The following is an 18,006-nucleotide window of genomic DNA, read 5'->3' on the forward strand; positions in this document are numbered from 1 at the left end:
TGACTTGTCCGATTTTCTTGTTTGTCACCTCTACCCCTCCATCGTTTTGTCTACGATTAATAAGTTCAAATGCTTAAAGCTTAAATGAAAACCCATCAATGGAATCAATTCTTCCACGCCACCATGCATGACTTTTGATAGGAGTTTGCGTGTTCGCAGAGATATACGCAGCATCTTTTAAATGAATAAAAGTAGCAATCATATCCTGCTTTTTCTTTTCCTCTTCCTCTTGCCGTTCACTGATATAGGCCTCTTTAAGGTCCGTGAATTTTTTATGTAGAACGTGCTTGAGGGTGCTATTTTCTACCTCATCTGCAGAGGCGATGATTCCTTCATAATAAGTATGCGGTCCTACAAGCGTACCCGCTACTACTGTCCCACTAATATTTAACGTGATTCCTATTTCCACTCCGTCTTTGTCCGTTAAATCGAGCAACATTTGCATTACCGCATCATCTGTGGATACGTTTTCCTCTTTTTTCGCCAAGTTAACCCCTCACTTTTGTTTCCAGATTCATTTTGTGACGCACATAGTTAGTATAGGTAAAGGGAGTGAGGTTATTCTGGAAGTTTTGTGCAAGTAGGTTTAAGGAAGGAGAGGAGTGGGGGATAATTGAGGGATTTCCAATATAAGGTTTCTATACGCCCTAAGACATCGCTCAAACCAAATAGATGGGCTCTATATGCCCGAAGGCACTTGCGAAACGTGAAAAAGATCAAATAGAAGGGCTCTATACGCCCGAAGATACCGCTCAAACGTGAAAAAGGTCAAATAGAAGGCTTCTATACACCCGATGCTCATAATAAAACAACAAAAAGATCACATAGAAACCATCTAATCTCATGTCGTATTATTAATTTTCACAAAAACAACAACCTAAATGCCTCCACACCAAAGTAAATGCCGAACCCAATCATCGACAAGGAAGAAATAATCGAAATCACCACAAGAAAATTAGTATGCAAAAGGTTTCTCGCGATACTCGAGATCGTAGCCATAAACAAATCCCAAAGTAGAATCCCACAGATGATGGCTGCACTATAAATAGCTAACTGGTTACTGGAAAAAGAAGAAGCTGTTTTTGCTAAAACAGATCCATAAATCCCAAGCCAAAAAAGAATGGTAAGCGGGTTAGATATAGAAAGAAGGAAACCAGAAGTCCAGGATCGAATCAGTGTCGTTTTCCCTTTTGGCCCATCCACAAAGCTTGATTTTCCGCTCTTCACCAAACTTTCAATCCCTGTATAAGTAAGCACGAAAAAGCCAAAAAGCCAGAGAAATGCTTTCATCATCGGTTGCTCAATGAAATGAATCATCCCCATATAAACAAGTAGCATATAATATATATCAGCGACAAGTGCTCCGACCCCAAATATCCAAGCATGTCCAAAACCAAGTCGCAATCCTTTATCCAACTGCGCAGCATTAACCGGTCCAATCGGTGCTGCCAGTGAAACTCCTAAGAATATGTAAGTGAAAATAGAATTCATTTTTTAGCCCTCCCCATCATCTCCTTACATTTCTATTCAAGAAGGAAGGGTTGTACCACATTTTTTCATAAGAAAAGAGCCCCGAAGTAGGAGCCCGATGACTAATCGTTCCGTAAGGCATTCACGGCGGCTTGTGTCTCTTTCAAGCGTCGTAACATATCTTTTGCATGCTGTTCATCAGACGTGGGCGAGGAGTTTTTCGGTGCACCTTTTAGCGCTTGTTCCACGCGTTCAATCGCCTGATGAGAATATCCGATGTTATCTGAGTTGCTTTCCAGTTGTGAAGCATAAACAGCCTTATCTGCATTTTCTAGCGCTTGTTTTAATGTTTCGTTTTGATGTTTGTCCATGTTGATTCTCCTTTGAAAAATAATGTGAAGTTATTCTATGCAATCCAAACGGAAATTAAAAACGTTCCCCAGTCCTATTAAAATTCCTTCTACTAGGTAACAATAAAAACATTATTTTGTGATGGGGGTATTTTTTATGTCTTTATTTTCAAAGAGCCCGATGAGGCCGCATGCAAGTAGTGAATATGATGTGTTGCAAAAGGTTATTCTCTGTAAACCGGAGTACATGACCATCCGTGAAGTCATCAATGAAACGCAGAAAAAGTTTAAGAATGAGGGCATTCATATTGAAATTGCGATGGCACAACATAAAAAATTCGTGGAAACATTAGAGGACCATGGGGTGGAGGTCATTCTTCTACCTGCCATCAAAATGTTCCCAGAGCAAGTTTTCACTCGTGATATCGGCTTCACCCTTGGGAACATTCTATTTGTAGCGGAAATGGCCAATAAAATAAGGCAGGGAGAAGAAGAGGTTCTAAAAAGTATGTTGGAGCAACAGGAAATCTCCTATCTTAATTTAAAAGGTGACATGATTGAAGGCGGAGACGTCATCATCAATGGAGAAACAGTATATGTCGGCCTGAGTAACCGGACAAACGAGGTCGCCATTGAACATCTGCAAAGTATCCTTCCACATTATGAAGTCGTCAAAGTACCATTCAAAGAAAAATACTTACATCTGGATTGCGTGTTCAATATCATTTCACCGACAGAAGCGCTTTACTATCCAGAAGCATTCACACAAAAAGAACTAGACATCATCTCCTCGCGGTTTGAGCTAATCGCAGTAACAGAAGACGAACAGTTCACCCTTGGCACAAACGTACTCAACATCGGCAACAAAAAAATCTTCAGCCTACCAGTTAACCCAAAAGTGAACGCAGAACTGACTAAAAGAGGCTTTGAAGTAATCGAAGTAGACATCATTGAAATCATTAAATCCGGGGGATCTTTTCGCTGTTGTACGTTGCCTATACTTCGTGGGTAGAGGAGACAGGCACCGTGGCCCACGGTGTTGCAGAGACAGGCACCACGCCCACTTTTAACAGTGGGTCTCTGTGACACCAGCATCCAAAAATGGAAAACGAATCTTTCGTATAAACAGTGATTCTTTTCCTCTTAACATTTATAATGAGATGAGGAGGTGATAACATGGAAAAGAAAATTCTGGAACTGCTGATTGGATTGGATTCGGAAGTTAAAGGCTTGAAGTCGGAAATCGGGGGTATAAAGTCGGAAACCGGCGGAATAAAGTCGGAAATCAGCGGAATAAAGTCGGAAATCGGTAGTATAAAGTCGGAAATCAGCGGAATAAAGTCGGAAATTGGTAGTTTGAAGTCAGAAATGGTAGGTATGAAGTCCAAAATGGATGAGCGTTTTAATAGTGTTGACGAGCGCTTTGATGCGGTCGACGCAAAGCTTGACGGAATGGGAAATCAATTTGAATTAACGAACGAGCCCAGGATAAATGAGGTCGACTTCCTGACAATAAAGTAAATAGACTCGAAAAAGAGATTTTCATCATGAAAAGTAAAAGTAACAGTTAAGGTGGCCCCTGCATAACCCTCTAAAAAACCTCTAAGTGTTTACTTCCACCTTGAACACCTCAGGAAAAATACTATACCAATGTGAAAAGACGCTCCTTACTATGAAGGGAAGCGTCTTTTCGCGTGCACTAAATATCTTTGAACACGGTAAGTTTGCTCTCCGCGGACTTTCGTTCACGTTTTGGCGGCACCTGTTCAAAGTATCCCATATGCAAGAAACCGGCAATTTTTTCACCAGGCTGTACGCCTAATATCTTATGAACCTTAGGGTCGTATATATGCGGATTGGTTTTCCAGACAACACCAAGCTTTTTCTCCCAAGCTAGCAACTGGAAGTTCTGTATAAGGCAGCTCACAGCTCCGAAGTTCTCCTCCCATTGCTTTTGCCTCGGATCTTCTTCCATCACTACGATCAAGAAGGCTGCCGGTTGACTGAAATAATTCCTTCTATTTTCCTGCATCTCTGGTGGAAAGGTTTTGACCAGTTTTTCGACAAAGCCGTTTTTCTCACTTGAAGAAACAAAGATAAACCGCCAAGGCTCCCTAAGTCCGTGATTCGGTGCCCAGACTGCATCATCCAGGAGTTCTAGCACGGTTTCTTGTGTCACTTCTTTGTTGGAATAACCAGCTTTTATAGAACGTCGCTCACGTATGATTTGAGCTAAGGTTGATATGTTAGATTCCATTAAATCGTCCCCTTTTTTATTACTGAAGATGTTATTGTATGTGATTATCATTCTCAATTACATTGTAGTATAGATTTTAATTTAATTCCATATTTATGGTCGTGCGGAAAGTAGGTGTCATGGAAATAAGTTAGCGAACTGTATCTGAACCAAAGATATCCCCTTGAAATGGGAGTTTATTTTTGAAATAATTGGCATATTAGGAAGGAGATGTGACATAGTTGAAGATAGTTTATGTTGTTGTTTTGTTGGTGAGCTCGTTGTTAGTGTTTGTTGGTTGTGCTAAGTCCGTTGAGCCAAATGAAGAGTTGGTGATGGGGGATATTCAGGAGAATGTGAATAATAATGCTGATGAAACATCAGGTACTGCTAAAGAAGAAGCGCCGGAGTCAGATGTTGAATCAGATAAAGATAAGGAAGACTCAAAAAACCTGACAGAATTTGACGTAGAGAACTACTTGAATGAGCATTATTCGTTGGATGACTCACATTTTGAAGTCGTTAGCTGGAAAAACGAGGACACAGGAACAACAGATTACACCGTTAATATCGTTCCCGATTTGCAAGAACATAGTAAGGAAATGAAAGAAAAGTTTCAGAATGCTCATATGAAAATCTATGAGGAAATAGAAACGATGACAGAAACAGCTAAACAAATGATGGGTGAATTACCTAAAATTAATTCTAAGTTTCGTATTGATACCGTTAATTGGATCTCACATGATGGTGAATTCTCCGTTATGTTATTGCAAGATTTTGAGAATAGGAGCTTAAAAGTAGATAAGGAGAAGGAAAGCGAAACATTATCTCATTATTCCAATCAACAAATCGAATACGCTCGCGTTTGGCTTCTCCTTGGTCCAAATCAAGAAATTGATGAGTTAAATGTTCGAATTATTCCAGCAGGTGAGCCCGTAAATTCTCTTGATGAAACAAGTGCGACATATCCAGAAGAGGTCATTCAATTAGCAGGTTCCCGTCTGGTAGATGGCTCCGTAACCTATAGCGGCAATGGAGACGGCACCATAAACGTTTACAATGTGCCTTTGCGTTTTGAAAAGAATGTACCGAAAGACCTCGATGAAAATTATATGCTTAAACTCACAGAGAGTATGATTGAAAATACAGAGCTTTTGTACGTGGATCCAGGTCAAGAAGAGAAGATTATCGAATTAATTAAGTTGCAAAAAATTCATTGAAAGAAGAGGAGGAAGTCCAACATATGCAAAAAAATATATACATAGTAAGGCATTGCGAAGCCGAGGGACAACCACCAGAATCCCAGCTTACAGGAAAGGGATTCAAGCAGGCTGGGGAGTTAGCAAAATTCTTCTCCAACACACCCATTGAACGCATCATTTCAAGCTCCTTTTTGCGCGCCATCCAATCTATTGAACCATTAAGCAAGGAAACTAATATTAGCATTGAAGTTGATGAGCGCTTAGTCGAACGCACGCTCAGCACGGAAGACCTACCGGATTGGCTGGAAAAGTTGAAAGCAACCTATGATGACTTGGAGTTGAAATACGAAGGTGGCGAATCAAGTAGAGAGGCGATGGACCGGATTGTCAGCGTGGTAGAAGAAGCGTTTGAATCTGACGCGGAAAACATCATTATTGTGACACACGGAAATATCATGTCGCTGCTGATTAAAAATTACCAAACTAGCTTTGGATTTAAGGACTGGAAGAACCTTAGTAATCCGGATTTGTTTCTTTTGAAAAAAGATAGGGAGATAGGTGCAGTGACAGCTGAAAGGATAATGTGACATGGATGCAAATATTTTCTTAAAAGTGATACCTTTTCAAACCTAAATCGTCAAAATGATTGAAAGGTAGAAAGGGGGGGCTTTGTGATAAAAAATGAAATGAACTTTGAAGATGTTTATCAGAAGCTAAGTGATAAGGTTTACGGCTACATATATTTGATGATCGGGGAAGCGGAGACGGCGGAAGATTTGACGCAAGAAACATTCCTTAAAATTTATAACAATTTGAGCTCTTATAGAGGGCAATCTTCTATCTCTACTTGGGTAATTGCCATTGCACGCAACAAAACGATTGATTACATTCGGCGGAAAAAAAGGCTCTCCTTTTTTTCTTTGCATAAAAAATCGCTTGTTGATCATTCGGATACACCTCTTGAAATCCTAGAAAAAGGGGAAGCAGTTGTAGAACTTTATAAGGTCATCAACCAATTAAAGTTGGATTATAAAGAAGTACTGATTCTTAGGAAAATAAAAGAACTTTCTATTAAGGAAACTGCTTATGTGCTTGGGTGGGAGGAAACAAAAGTGAAGTTGACCACCAGTCGTGCATTAGCAGCTCTCAAAGAAAAAATACATAGTAGAAAGGAGTATTTTTCTGATGAATCATCTGGATAAAAATGAATTTCAAAACCAGTTTCAGAAGCTGAATTCTATTCCTCGGGACGAAGCAATAAAACAGAATACGTACAGGGAGATAATTAATAGAAATAAAAAATCGGGTGGGTTAATGGCCTATATAAATAAATTCATTGTACCTGTAGCGGCTGCTTTAGTTATCACTCTTTTTGCATTAAGCACCTTAACAGATTTGGTTAAACAGGATTCAAATAATTCTTCCGTAGAACTGGATGAGAAAAGTATTGCAGATATCGAGCCTGAAAAAATCACAATAGTCTATGCAGCAAAATCGGATGAGTTAAATACCTTTCAAGCTAAAATGTATAACGGAGTCCCATACATTGGTACGAAACTTTTTCAAGCAGATGAACAATGGCACAGAGATGTATCTTCAATACTAGCAAACACAAAGCTAGTATCAGAAGGGCCAACAAGTACCCCAGATATAGATTTAGTTGTAGAATCGGAAAAAAATGCACCATTGAAATTGAAAGTTTGGTTCAGTCAGAATGGAAAAGGTTACATTAGTGAATATAATTCAAACCGATTTTATGAGGTAAGGGAAGACCACCTATTAAAACTTGTTATTAGTGTGAAGGACTTATTGGGAAGGTGAGTCGGGGGGACAGGTCCGTTGACCCAGATGTTTAGAAGGGCGGCTACCCAAGCATCTATTTATTCAATAAACAGCAAGAATTATACGATAAATCACTAAAAGTATTTAATAAATCAGTTTTAATTGACTACAATCCATATATTGTAAGTGGAGGCGGCTAAATTCACCTATAAATGGTTGTGGATGGGTCGGCGTGCCTGTCCCTACTACCCACAAGGAGGATGCAAATGCTAAAACGGAGACACGGAGACCGCTCTGAATGGAAACGGGTCTTAGAACGTCAGTACACACATAAGTTTTTAGACACAGATGCCTTCAAAGGATACGTATCCTTGCTTCACATACATAAAGTAACGGAGCCATTAATCGTAAACTATAAAGAGAAGAGAGTGTGCATTGTGGACGATGCGTATATGTGGCTTCAACATTTTCCAAGTAATGAACACTACTCTTTAACGACCATGTTTGATGCTAATGGCGAGGTTGTCCAATGGTATATTGACATAACAAATGAAAACGGAGTAGAGAACAACTTACCTTACATGGATGATCTATTCTTAGACATCATCGTGCTTCCTACAGGGGAAATCATTCAGAAAGATGCGGATGAATTGGAGGAGGCACTAACTAGTGGGACGATTAGTAAAGTCCAATATCAATTAGCTTGGAAAGTTGCACATAAAATTAATCAACAGATTGAAAAAAATGATTTTGGGTTGATGGAGCAGGCAAAAGCCCATTTAGAATTGTTAGTGAAGGATGTGGGTGATGATAATGGAAATGATAACGGAGGATGTTAAAGGCAAGCGTTATAATCAACTAATAAATTTACTGACAAAGCATTGTGACCGATTTGCATTTGTGGAGAATCGGCAGTTGATGGAGATGGAAGAAGAACGCCTTGCATACGTAGATGAGCTGATTTCCGACATGAAGGAGCATCTACTAGAAAGAAAAATTCAACGGGAATGGGAAACGACCAAACTTCGTGGTGCAACGGCCTATGTTTACTATTTTCAAATGAATAGCGCAACAAAATTATTTTTAAGAGACCAGAGTGACTCGCTTTTCGGTTGGACGGGTCGTCTCCCGGAGGATTTAATGTTTTACCAAAAGGAGAAATGTCTGCTCGCTGTATGCTCACATGAGGGTTTCTTTATGGTCGATGAGAATTTTTGGAAGGGATTTTTATCTAATACAAACTAAAGAGGTGTAACCATGCTAACAAAAGAACAACTACAACAAATCAAAGAACTCAAATCTGTTTGCGAAAAAGAAGGCGGCTACGAGCTGAAGCTCAATGAAGATATGCTCGAAACGAGGGATGGTAGAACTAAAGAGGACTTTTTCCATTACGAAGAGGGACGGCTTGTAGGATTCCTTGGTTGTTACGGGTTTGGCAATAAAATTGAAGTGACTGGAATGGTTCACCCGGACTATCGTAGAAAAGCGATTTTCACAAAATTATTTGCGGAAGCGATGGCTGAGGTGAAAAAGCGAGAGATTTCGACCATTTTGTTAAATGCGCCTAGCCCGTCTCAAAGCGCGAAGGAGTTTCTAAAGAGGATTCCGTGTACATTTGAGGTAGCAGAGTACCAGATGAAATGGGAAGCAGGCGAGTTGCATGATGATCGGGCTGTAATCATTAGACCATCCACGTCTCAAGAAGATTTTGACTCAGAAATACAACTCGAAGTGGCATGCTTTGGCTTTACAGAACAAGAAGCGCGCAGCTTTAACGAGCGAATGAAGGAACTCAACAGCGAGGACATGTTCATTATCGAAGCAGAAGGCCGAACTGCCGGGAAAATTCGTGTCTCGGAAACAAACGGGGAAGCGTGGATATACGGATTTGCGGTTGCTCCAGAGTTGCAAGGCAAAGGGATAGGACGGAGGGCTCTATCAAAAGTTGTGAAAATGGAGACGGAAAAAGGGCTGCCGGTCTTTTTGGAAGTGGAAGCGAGGAATGCTCACGCGTTAAGACTCTATGAATCTTGTGGATTTAGAAGTTACCATTCGCAGGATTATTATAAGTATGAAAGTTAAGAATGAATTTAGGAAAGAATTAAAAGTGTTAGAGATACTAAATTGGGGAGGGTATTTTCGGAAATCTTGGGAAAATAGCTTTGCGGGTCATTTGTCTAAAGAAGAGAAGAATGCTATTCACCTAGACAGTTTTTTATGGCACTTATGTAGTTGGGCAGCGGTAAAATACTCTACTAAAGAGGAAGCTGTTAGGTTTTTTCATGCACAGGAAAAGGATAAATGTTTAATTTTTTACCAACATATGGATACGGTCTATAAGGTGGAAAATGCGAAAAGTTTGAATGTCCTGGATCTTCTTTATAATCCTTCTCATATCCTCTATGGCGATATATATGTGATGGACTGGGAGAAGAAATGGACATTTATGATGACGCACGAAAGAGAATGTGGCCCATATTTTATTTGTACTTGAACATGCCCTTAGGAGGATACCTATGATAAAACGCCTCACCATTATCAGCATTATTGCAGTCATTCTAGTAATAGTCGCCTACAATACTAGATTTTACTATGCGACACTACCAATAGAGTCCGTAAATAAAAAGGAAGTATTGCAGTCTATCAATGAATCCCCAGAACCGATCGAAAAAATTGCAAACGAAGATGGGTATGATTGGTTTATTACACGAACAGATCAAGGAGAATACAGGAAAACCCTTAAAGCAATGATAGGTGACCATGGTTGGAACTATAAGACGCAAGATGGTAGTGGTTACTTTTTTGAAAAAGGGGACGAGAAGCTGATTGTTACCACCCAAATGTGGACAGGGGAATATGTGATTGTGCAGGTGCCTGAGGGATGGCAAGAGTGAATCCTTCTATAAAAGACAATTTGCATAAACAGTAGGAGGAGATTAAATATGACCAACAAAAAACCAATCTTGAAAGAATTCCCATCAGAATTTACCACAGATAGACTCTTAATCAGAATGCCGCTACCGGGAGACGGTCCAGCCGTTCATGACGCAATCGTTCATTCTCTACCTGAGCTCAAGCCGTGGATGATCTTCGCGCAACACGACCAGTCAGTGGAAGATGTGGAAGCGAATATTAGGGAGAGTCATGCAGAATTTCTGCAGCGAAAAGACTTGAGGCTCTTAGTTTTCTTAAAGGAAACCGGTGAATTCGTGGCTTCTTCCGGCTTACATAGAGTTGATTGGTCCATCCCGAAGTTTGAAATTGGCTATTGGATTGATTCTAGGCACAGTGGCAAGGGCTACATAACTGAAGCGGTGGAAGGGATTAGTCGGTTTGCATTTGAGCAGCTGGGGGCTAATCGTGTTGAGATCCGCTGTGATTCTAAGAATGTGAAGAGCCGTGCAGTTGCAGAGAGAGCGGGATACACGTTAGAGGGTATTCTTAAACACAGTGAGCGTGATGTAGCTGGAGAATTGCGGGATACGTGTGTTTTTGCGAAAGTGAAATGATTAGATACAAATTTAGGGGACAAGCGAGTGAGTTGCTTGTCTTTTTTGTGCGAACATGAATCACAGTTTAATTCAATATATTTTTATTGTAAAACAATAAATAAAATGGTAAATTACTATTATTACGATGAAGCGAGGTGCTTTTGATGAAGCATGGTTCTACACTTTTTTTGAAAATAGCGGTTTTTCTAATTGGGACGCCGGTTTTTATTTTAAGTATAATTGGTTTGGTTTCGTTGGTGAAAAACCCGGCAAATCCAGAATACGCGTATATCCTCTATCCCATTGTAACGGGGATGTTTTTGACTACCATTCCGTTTTATTTTGCCTTGTATCAGGCGCTGAAACTTTTGGGGTATATTGATAAAAATGAGGCCTTCTCGCAATTTTCGGTGGACGCGTTGAAAAAAATCAAGTTGTGTGCGATTACGATCAGTGGTGTGTATGTTGTTCTGATGCCATTTATTTTTCTGTTAGCAGATAAAGATGATGCGCCAGGGGCAATTATCATGGGCGCGGTTCCGATCTTTGCCTCTATTGTAATTGCCGTATTCGCTGCGGTACTTCAAAGGCTATTACAAGTAGCCATTGACATAAAATCGGAAAACGACTTAACAGTGTGAGGTGAAAACAGTGGCCATAATCATAAATATTGATGTCATGTTGGCAAAAAGAAAAATGAGCGTCACCGAACTCTCCGAAAGAGTAGGAATAACCATGGCAAACCTTTCCATTCTCAAAAATGGCAAGGCCAAAGCCATCCGTTTCTCCACGCTCGAGGCAGTCTGCAAGGCTCTTGACTGCCAACCGGGAGATATCTTGGAGTATAGGCCGGATGAGGAGTAGTTTGGAACGTATGGTGAGAGTTATTGCGATGCCGTTGATTGTTGTACACCTTTTAATAGCATACTTTTGGATTTTCGACTGGGAGAAGTTAACTACAGGTGTAGGTCTGATCAGCTGGATAGGGTCGATTATATTAGGGCTTGTTGTTTTTGTGATTGATCGAAAATCAACTACCTCTGATCAGAGGCTCTTCAGGAAAGGGATAGTCACTGCGACAACTTTTATGACGATATTATTGGGAGTTTTTGCATTGATGATTGAGTTTATTACTAGTTCGATGCCTTAGTATCGAAATGTAATTCATTAAGGGAGGTTTCTATCGCTTGAGCGAAGCGGTAGAAACCTCTTTTGTGCCGAAGTTGTAGAAGGTTTGGATGAAAAGGTAGAACATCGTCTGGGAAATGTAGAAGTAAACTTGGGAAATGTAGAAGGTTACCGCAAAGATGTACAAGGTAGCCGCTGAATGGTATAAACCTTAGAAACCGCCACCTTCCTAACCCGCCATACTACATATCAAACGGATATTGTCCTCTAAAAAACAAAATCAAATCCCCAACAACACCGATGCAAAAGAATATAAAGTAATAGCTTGCGTTGGAAACCTCTTTATTAAAAAAGCTCCTTGAATGCTTGCACAAACATGCGATTAAAACCGAACCAGCTTAGTACCCATGCTATAATCAAAAAAGCAACAATGGTCATTTGGCAACTTCTCCTCCATTAAACTACTCTAATATTAACATATTCAACCAACAACTACCCCCCCACCCCAACTGGCAACCCCAACCTCCATGTGGTACAATCGGAACAGCGATTTTAAACGTGAAGGAAGAGAAAATACATGACAGTACCTGTTCAAAAAAATGAATACTACGATGTCACCGTCGAGGACTTGACCCATGACGGCGCCGGCGTAGCAAAAATAGATGGCTTTCCGATTTTCGTACAAAACGCCCTGCCTGATGAGGAAATCAAAGTCAAAATTATAAAAGTAAAAAAAGGCTACGCATTCGGCCGGCTAGAGGAGATCCATAAGACAAGCCCTTATCGTGTTGATGCACCTTGCCCGATATATAAGCAATGCGGAGGTTGCCAACTTCAGCATTTGAGCTATGAAGGTCAGCTTGTGGCGAAGCAAAAGCAGGTCAAGGATGTTCTTGAACGCATTGGACACCTAAAAGACGTGCCTGTTCATCCGGTTCTCGGCATGGACCACAATCCGTGGCGCTACCGTAATAAAGCCCAGGTTCCAATCGGGGAGCGCGAAGGCGGCCTGATTGCAGGCTTCTATCAACAGCGCAGCCACGAAATCATCGACATGAAGGAATGCCTCATACAGCAGGAAATTAACGACCGTGTGGTTCAAACGGTCCGCGAAATCTGCGACAAACATGACGTTCGTGCTTATAACGAAAAAACACATAAAGGTGTGCTCCGTCATGTGATGGCCCGCTATGGTCTAGTTACTGGTGAAGTGATGATTGTCCTCATCACCCGCACGCCAGACATTCCGAACCGCAGAGCGATTGTCGACGAAATAACCGAAGCTTTACCTGAAGTGAAATCCGTTGTGCAGAACGTGAACACCAAGAAAACGAATGTGATTTTCGGAGACGAAACGCGTGTGCTTTGGGGCAATGAGTACATTTATGACTTCATTGGCGACATCAAGTTTGCGATTTCCGCAAGATCCTTCTACCAAGTCAACCCGGAGCAAACGAAGGTCCTGTATGATAAAGCGCTAGAGTATGCGGAACTGACAGGCGAAGAGAGTGTTATTGATGCATACTGCGGTATTGGGACGATCTCCTTGTTTTTAGCTCAAAAGGCGAAAAAAGTGTTCGGCGTAGAAATTGTGCCTGAAGCGATTGAAGATGCCAAACGCAACGCAGAACTCAACGAAATTACCAATGCGGAGTTTGCAGTGGGCGAAGCGGAAGTAGTGATTCCAAAGTGGTACAAGGAAGGAAACACTGCCGACGTGTTAGTGGTCGACCCGCCTCGTAAAGGCTGTGATGAATCGCTACTGAAAACGATTCTTGAAATGAAACCAAAGAAAGTTGTCTATGTATCCTGTAACCCGGCGACACTTGCGCGAGATCTAAGAGTGTTGGAGGATGGGGGATATAAGACGGTTGAGGTGCAGCCAGTGGACATGTTTCCTCATACGGTTCACGTCGAATGTGTCAGCCATTTAGTTTTAAAATAAATTGTCAATCTCTCCATAAGGAGCATGTGTATGAGCACAAGTTTAAATGACTTTGTACAAAATACAGTAGACGCGATAGACCACTTTGATAAGAACAATATGGACTGCATCAAAGATGTAGTAAGAGAAGCCATTAACTTCTATAAACTAAATTCTTATGAAGAAGTCGAAGAAACGAATGAAGGTACCAGGAGATTTTTGTATATACACTCTATGATGGAGGAAAATCTTCTATCTAAGGTAGTGGAACTCTCCGTAGGAATCGATAGAGCCTTATATTTAGAAGAAGTCTATCAAAGTTTTGTAATAAGACAATATTAGGTGGGACTAACTGTACATTACAGCACTTTTCTGAGAAAAATGAGAGCTGCTGTAATGTGCTTTTTGTTGTCTTGCAAAATGTCCCAGATATTACTGTTGGAAACCAAAGGGACGGTTCTAGCGCTTCCTTCGGGTTGAAGGATCATTTGAATGCTAACATGAAAAATACGAAAAAAACCTTCCATCTTATCCAGGAAAGGTTTTTTTGCTATGTTCATTTATTTACTTATATCATCAAATAACAAATATTATATCAGCCTTTCCGGCTACTGTTTGTTTTCTTTAGATGCAGTATTCTTTTGGCATTATATGTACAAAATAATGTAGATAAAATAAAAATGGTGGCTGATATGAATATATTATGGTTTTTTCTGATTATAGCAATATTATCCTTTATTTCCCTATACATACTAACGAAGAAAATGAACGTCACTAACATCTTGGGCTGTTTATTTTTTCTCCAATATTCTTATTACAAATAACAGGTCTAATCATTAATTTAAATTTAGAACTTACAAAACAAGAGCCAGGTCAGTTAATTTTTTGGGCACAAAAAATTCCTGAGTTGTCACTTAAGCCAGCGCTACTTTTATGGATTATTTATATTTTGTTCTCAAATAGAACTATTTTCAGTAAATTTATTCATCTTCTCATCTTCTTAACAGCACTCATTTCAATTGAACTGCTTTTTGTTCATATTGGATATTTGAAGTGGGTGGATTGGAATGTATTTTATTCATATTTAAGGTACACTCTGATTATTTTATTATTGGCTATTTACTCATTTTATTTTGAAAAACTTATTTGTAGAGGCAAAGAGGTGAATGCGTCATGATGTTACCTCTTCCTGAGAAATTTGATTTAAATGAAATATTTATTATTTTTTCCACAGTACTTTCTTGGACGCTCATGTTTATATTACCTAGACGCTTGCCTGCTGTTACCATCACTATTATTTGGACATTCAATGTTTTTCTTGCTGTGTTAGCTGATATTACCCTTAGTGTAAAACCATATGAATTATACTTTACGATTGATCATAAAAAGCATGAATTATTTGATGTATTATTGCACTTTGTCACTTACCCTACTCTTTCTTACTTTGTAGTAAACTTCTATCAATATAACAAGCCCAAAGGCCTGAAGTATCTATTTTATATAATTTTTTGGGCAGGGATAGCGATTTCTTTAGAATGGATTTCAGTAAAGTTTCATGTTTTTACCTATACAGGTTGGAAATTGTATTTATCCTTTATCACTTATTTGTTTGTTTTTGCTGCTACCATTTGGCTTGCGAACTTTGTTGAAAAGAAAGGATAGTTACGTACGAGAAATATAGTAAATTTTTTGTAATGAGGTCATTCTCGTTAAAATGGATACTTTTCTTTTTAAATACTATTTCTACTGTTACAGGAAACCCATATATATAGGGTAAAAGCTAACAGGAGTAGGATAACATGGACAAACAGAATAGTAATTTCAGATGGATTATATTTACTTCTGTATTGTTTACATACTTGATAATGTCGAGCCAACGAACGGCTCCAGGATTAATTACAGACCAATTAATGTTGGATTTTAGTGTAACAGCAGCAACGGTTGGATTAGTGACTAGTATTCAGTTTTTTGTATACACCGGTCTGCAAATTCCAATGGGCATTTTAGCTGATCGTTATGGACCTAATTTTCTTCTGATATTAGGGGCAACTCTTACCGGCGTAGGTACCATCATTTATAGTTTTGGCACACATGAATTGGTCCTGTTTTTTGCCAGAATCCTAACGGGAATAGGGGATGCGACCATATGGGTAAACATGGTGTTGATTTTAAGCCTATGGTTTAATAAAAAAGAATTTACTCGTTTAATTGGGTTTGCAGGAATGACAGGAAGCCTAGGTTTCCTTTTGGCAACTGTTCCTTTCTCTGTTTTGATTGCCCTACTTGGTTGGAGGGGAGCATTCCTCTTAGCTGGGATACTCTTATGCTTATTAAGTGTTTTCCTTTATTTTGTGCTTGTTAAAAAATCACAGCAATCGTTAATTGCAGCCCCCAAAATACAACGTGAAAAAACATCGGTTATACTGCGAAGAATACTTTCGGATCGGCAGGCGTGGGCCCTGTTTTTTTGTCACTTTGGGATTGTCGGAGGGTATATAGGGTTTATCGGTTCGTGGGCAGTGCCGTATGTAATGGATGTGTATGGAATGACACGCATAGTTGCAAGTCAGCTTATTATGATTAGTCTTATTGGGGCACTCATTGGGGCACCACTAATTGGTTGGATTGCAAGTTGTTTAAAAACTATAAAACGGTCATATATTGTTTTTCATATTACGGTTTTATTGTGTTGGTCCATTTTTCTTTTGTTTGAAGAGCATCCACCATTGTATTTACTGATTATCCTCTTCTTTACCATTGGCTTTGGGTTTGGATCAAATTCTTTAACTTTTGCAGTCGTTCGTCAGTCCTTTCCTATAAAAGAAACAGGCATTGTTACTGGGTTTGCGAATACTGGTGGATTTTTAAGTGCAGTATTGCTACCTAGTATTTTTGGATACCTATTGGATTATTTTCAGTCAGCTTCAGGTAGTATTAGTGGTGGGTACTACTACGGTTTTCTCACTCCAGTCATCTTCTCAATATTTGGCTTAATTGGAGTGATTTTTATGGAGGAAAAGCGTCAAAATGCAGGACGAAGATCAAATGCAACTGGGGTTTCTATATAACTGAGTATCTCCAAGAATAATTACCCTCATCTGTTTTACTTATTCGCTACAATTATAAAGAACGATCTACTAGAGTAGTAGGTATCTTCTGGCATTTCATTTAAATTAATTCCATTGAGAACAGATTTTCGTTAAAATAAACATTGTTGGTTTTACAATAGCTTTTCACATTTATACATGTGTCCAAAGATACATGTGTTTGATAATAAGTTAGGAAGCATGATATAACTTATAAGTATAAATTTTTGAGCGTGAATTGGTTAGTTGTTGTATACATTACGAGAGGATTTGAGCTTGATATGATAGATAATTTTTGGCGTGAGTTACCGAAACCGTTTTTTGTGTTGGCGCCGATGGAAGATGTGACGGATGTAGTTTTCCGCACGGTGGTAAGGAAAGCTGGGCGACCGGATGTGTTTTTTACTGAGTTCACAAACTCTGACAGCTATTGTCATCCAGAGGGAAAAGAAAGCGTGCGGGGGCGATTACTTTTTACAGAAGAGGAACAACCGATGGTGGCGCATATTTGGGGTGACAATCCTGAGTACTTCCGTCAGATGAGTATCGGGATGGCGGAGCTGGGATTCAAAGGGATCGACATTAACATGGGTTGTCCTGTGCCGAATGTGGCGACGCGAGGGAAAGGGAGCGGCCTTATCCAGCGTCCAGATGTTGCGGCGGAATTGATTCAAGCTGCAAAAGCGGGTGGACTGCCAGTCAGCGTGAAAACACGACTCGGCTTTACGGAAGTAGACGAGTGGAAGGAGTGGTTAAAGCATATTCTTGAGCAGGATATTGCGAATCTTTCTATTCACTTGCGTACGCGAAAAGAAATGAGCGAAGTCGATGCGCATTGGGAGCTAATTCCGGAGATCAAGGAATTACGTGACCGCATTGCGCCGGAAACATTGATAACCATTAATGGAGACATTCCAAACCGTCAAGTTGGGCAGGAGCTTGCCGAGAAATATGACATTGACGGCGTGATGATTGGACGAGGTATTTTCAAAAATCCATTCGCTTTCGAAAAAGAAGCGAAAGAGCACACCAGCAAGGAGTATCTAGATCTCTTAAGGTTGCAGCTGGACCTCCAAGATCATTATGCGGAGATAGTACCGCGCAACATGTCTAAGCTTCACCGCTTTTTCAAAATCTATGTCAAAGGATTCCGTGGCGCTGGTGAACTAAGAAACCAACTCATGAACACGAAAACAACGGATGAAGTGCGGGCTTTGCTGGATGAGTTTGAGAAAGAAAATGGGTTGTAGGGACAGGCACAGTGACCCACTGTCCCAAGAATAAAAACGAAGTAAACCCGAGAATACAAGCTATTCTCGGGTTTTTGCGTGTGT

The 18,006-nt window shown here is 40.0% G+C and carries 24 protein-coding genes; 20 read left to right on the forward strand and 4 right to left on the reverse strand.

From position 1 onward, the window contains the following. Positions 1–73: 73 nt before the first annotated feature. The 3 genes from gvpU to M313_RS0120510 all read right to left on the reverse strand — a co-directional run bounded on the left by gvpU (position 74) and on the right by M313_RS0120510 (position 1,841). Positions 74–487, reverse strand: coding sequence for a gas vesicle accessory protein GvpU (gene gvpU, locus M313_RS0120500; protein WP_010199702.1), 414 nt, complete (start codon positions 485–487; stop codon positions 74–76). A gap of 374 nt (positions 488–861) precedes the next feature. After that, positions 862–1,491, reverse strand: coding sequence for a LysE family transporter (locus M313_RS0120505; RefSeq protein WP_010199706.1), 630 nt, complete (start codon positions 1,489–1,491; stop codon positions 862–864). A 101-nt stretch (positions 1,492–1,592) separates the two neighbouring features. After that, entirely contained in the window at positions 1,593–1,841 is a 249-nt protein-coding gene (locus M313_RS0120510) for a hypothetical protein (RefSeq protein WP_010199716.1), read from the reverse strand. A gap of 136 nt (positions 1,842–1,977) precedes the next feature. Between M313_RS0120510 and M313_RS0120515 the strand changes: the two genes are divergently transcribed. Further along, positions 1,978–2,832, forward strand: coding sequence for a dimethylarginine dimethylaminohydrolase family protein (locus M313_RS0120515; protein WP_010199718.1), 855 nt, complete (start codon positions 1,978–1,980; stop codon positions 2,830–2,832). 164 nt (positions 2,833–2,996) lie between these two features. After that, on the forward strand, positions 2,997–3,341 hold the full coding sequence (locus tag M313_RS26520) for a hypothetical protein (protein ID WP_010199720.1): 345 nt from the start codon (positions 2,997–2,999) through the stop codon (positions 3,339–3,341). A gap of 178 nt (positions 3,342–3,519) precedes the next feature. Here the strand turns inward: M313_RS26520 and M313_RS0120525 are convergent, their stop codons facing one another. Beyond that, the gene (locus M313_RS0120525; protein WP_010199722.1) at positions 3,520–4,077 is read right to left on the reverse strand and encodes a nitroreductase family protein; all 558 of its coding nucleotides are present in this window, start codon (positions 4,075–4,077) and stop codon (positions 3,520–3,522) included. Between the two features lie 221 nt (positions 4,078–4,298). On the opposite strand from M313_RS0120525, the gene M313_RS27090 reads away from it, so the two are divergent. The 18 genes from M313_RS27090 to M313_RS0120625 all read left to right on the forward strand — a co-directional run bounded on the left by M313_RS27090 (position 4,299) and on the right by M313_RS0120625 (position 17,922). Next, a complete protein-coding gene (locus M313_RS27090; protein WP_010199724.1) occupies positions 4,299–5,276 on the forward strand; it encodes a YdeJ family lipoprotein in 978 nt (325 codons plus the stop codon). A 23-nt stretch (positions 5,277–5,299) separates the two neighbouring features. Continuing rightward, positions 5,300–5,845: a histidine phosphatase family protein gene (locus M313_RS0120535; protein WP_010199726.1), complete on the forward strand. Its 546-nt coding sequence runs from the start codon at positions 5,300–5,302 to the stop codon at positions 5,843–5,845. Positions 5,846–5,929: 84 nt separating this feature from the next. After that, positions 5,930–6,460, forward strand: a complete 531-nt coding sequence (locus M313_RS0120540; RefSeq protein WP_010199729.1) for an RNA polymerase sigma factor — start codon at positions 5,930–5,932, stop codon at positions 6,458–6,460. Then, positions 6,444–7,079: a hypothetical protein gene (locus M313_RS0120545; RefSeq protein WP_010199730.1), complete on the forward strand. Its 636-nt coding sequence runs from the start codon at positions 6,444–6,446 to the stop codon at positions 7,077–7,079. The genes M313_RS0120540 and M313_RS0120545 overlap by 17 nt, the downstream gene beginning before the upstream one ends. 227 nt (positions 7,080–7,306) lie before the next feature. Further along, on the forward strand, positions 7,307–7,879 hold the full coding sequence (locus M313_RS24230; protein ID WP_010199731.1) for a ribonuclease FAU-1 family protein: 573 nt from the start codon (positions 7,307–7,309) through the stop codon (positions 7,877–7,879). Further along, complete coding sequence (locus M313_RS0120555; RefSeq protein WP_234946589.1) at positions 7,854–8,285, forward strand: stage III sporulation protein AH; 432 nt, start codon at positions 7,854–7,856, stop codon at positions 8,283–8,285. Before M313_RS24230 ends, M313_RS0120555 begins: the two co-directional genes overlap by 26 nt. Positions 8,286–8,297: 12 nt before the next feature. Continuing rightward, entirely contained in the window at positions 8,298–9,125 is an 828-nt protein-coding gene (locus M313_RS0120560) for a GNAT family N-acetyltransferase (protein ID WP_010199733.1), read from the forward strand. Beyond that, on the forward strand, positions 9,115–9,537 hold the full coding sequence (locus tag M313_RS0120565; RefSeq protein ID WP_010199734.1) for a DUF4275 family protein: 423 nt from the start codon (positions 9,115–9,117) through the stop codon (positions 9,535–9,537). The genes M313_RS0120560 and M313_RS0120565 overlap by 11 nt, the downstream gene beginning before the upstream one ends. A 22-nt stretch (positions 9,538–9,559) precedes the next feature. After that, complete coding sequence (locus M313_RS0120570; protein WP_010199735.1) at positions 9,560–9,937, forward strand: hypothetical protein; 378 nt, start codon at positions 9,560–9,562, stop codon at positions 9,935–9,937. A 48-nt stretch (positions 9,938–9,985) separates the two neighbouring features. After that, positions 9,986–10,552, forward strand: a complete 567-nt coding sequence (locus M313_RS0120575) for a GNAT family N-acetyltransferase (protein ID WP_010199737.1) — start codon at positions 9,986–9,988, stop codon at positions 10,550–10,552. A gap of 146 nt (positions 10,553–10,698) precedes the next feature. After that, positions 10,699–11,175, forward strand: a complete 477-nt coding sequence (locus M313_RS0120580; RefSeq protein ID WP_010199741.1) for a DUF2975 domain-containing protein — start codon at positions 10,699–10,701, stop codon at positions 11,173–11,175. Positions 11,176–11,185: 10 nt separating this feature from the next. Then, on the forward strand, positions 11,186–11,398 hold the full coding sequence (locus tag M313_RS0120585; RefSeq protein ID WP_010199743.1) for a helix-turn-helix domain-containing protein: 213 nt from the start codon (positions 11,186–11,188) through the stop codon (positions 11,396–11,398). Then, positions 11,388–11,684, forward strand: coding sequence for a hypothetical protein (locus tag M313_RS0120590; RefSeq protein WP_010199745.1), 297 nt, complete (start codon positions 11,388–11,390; stop codon positions 11,682–11,684). Before M313_RS0120585 ends, M313_RS0120590 begins: the two co-directional genes overlap by 11 nt. A 555-nt stretch (positions 11,685–12,239) precedes the next feature. After that, the gene (gene rlmD, locus M313_RS0120600; RefSeq protein WP_010199756.1) at positions 12,240–13,607 is read left to right on the forward strand and encodes a 23S rRNA (uracil(1939)-C(5))-methyltransferase RlmD; all 1,368 of its coding nucleotides are present in this window, start codon (positions 12,240–12,242) and stop codon (positions 13,605–13,607) included. A gap of 30 nt (positions 13,608–13,637) precedes the next feature. Then, positions 13,638–13,928 carry a DUF6407 family protein gene (locus M313_RS0120605; RefSeq protein WP_010199757.1) on the forward strand — a complete coding sequence of 97 codons (291 nt, stop codon included), beginning with the start codon at positions 13,638–13,640 and terminating at the stop codon, positions 13,926–13,928. Between the two features lie 831 nt (positions 13,929–14,759). Beyond that, positions 14,760–15,248, forward strand: coding sequence for a hypothetical protein (locus M313_RS0120615; RefSeq protein ID WP_010199761.1), 489 nt, complete (start codon positions 14,760–14,762; stop codon positions 15,246–15,248). 137 nt (positions 15,249–15,385) lie between these two features. After that, positions 15,386–16,654 carry an MFS transporter gene (locus M313_RS0120620; protein ID WP_010199764.1) on the forward strand — a complete coding sequence of 423 codons (1,269 nt, stop codon included), beginning with the start codon at positions 15,386–15,388 and terminating at the stop codon, positions 16,652–16,654. 299 nt (positions 16,655–16,953) lie between these two features. Then, positions 16,954–17,922: a tRNA dihydrouridine synthase gene (locus tag M313_RS0120625; RefSeq protein WP_010199766.1), complete on the forward strand. Its 969-nt coding sequence runs from the start codon at positions 16,954–16,956 to the stop codon at positions 17,920–17,922. Positions 17,923–18,006: the final 84 nt, after the last annotated feature.

Origin of the sequence: Bacillus sp. m3-13 (assembly GCF_000175075.1) — a bacterium.
Classification (GTDB): domain Bacteria; phylum Bacillota; class Bacilli; order Bacillales; family Bacillaceae_I; genus Sutcliffiella_A; species Sutcliffiella_A horikoshii_C.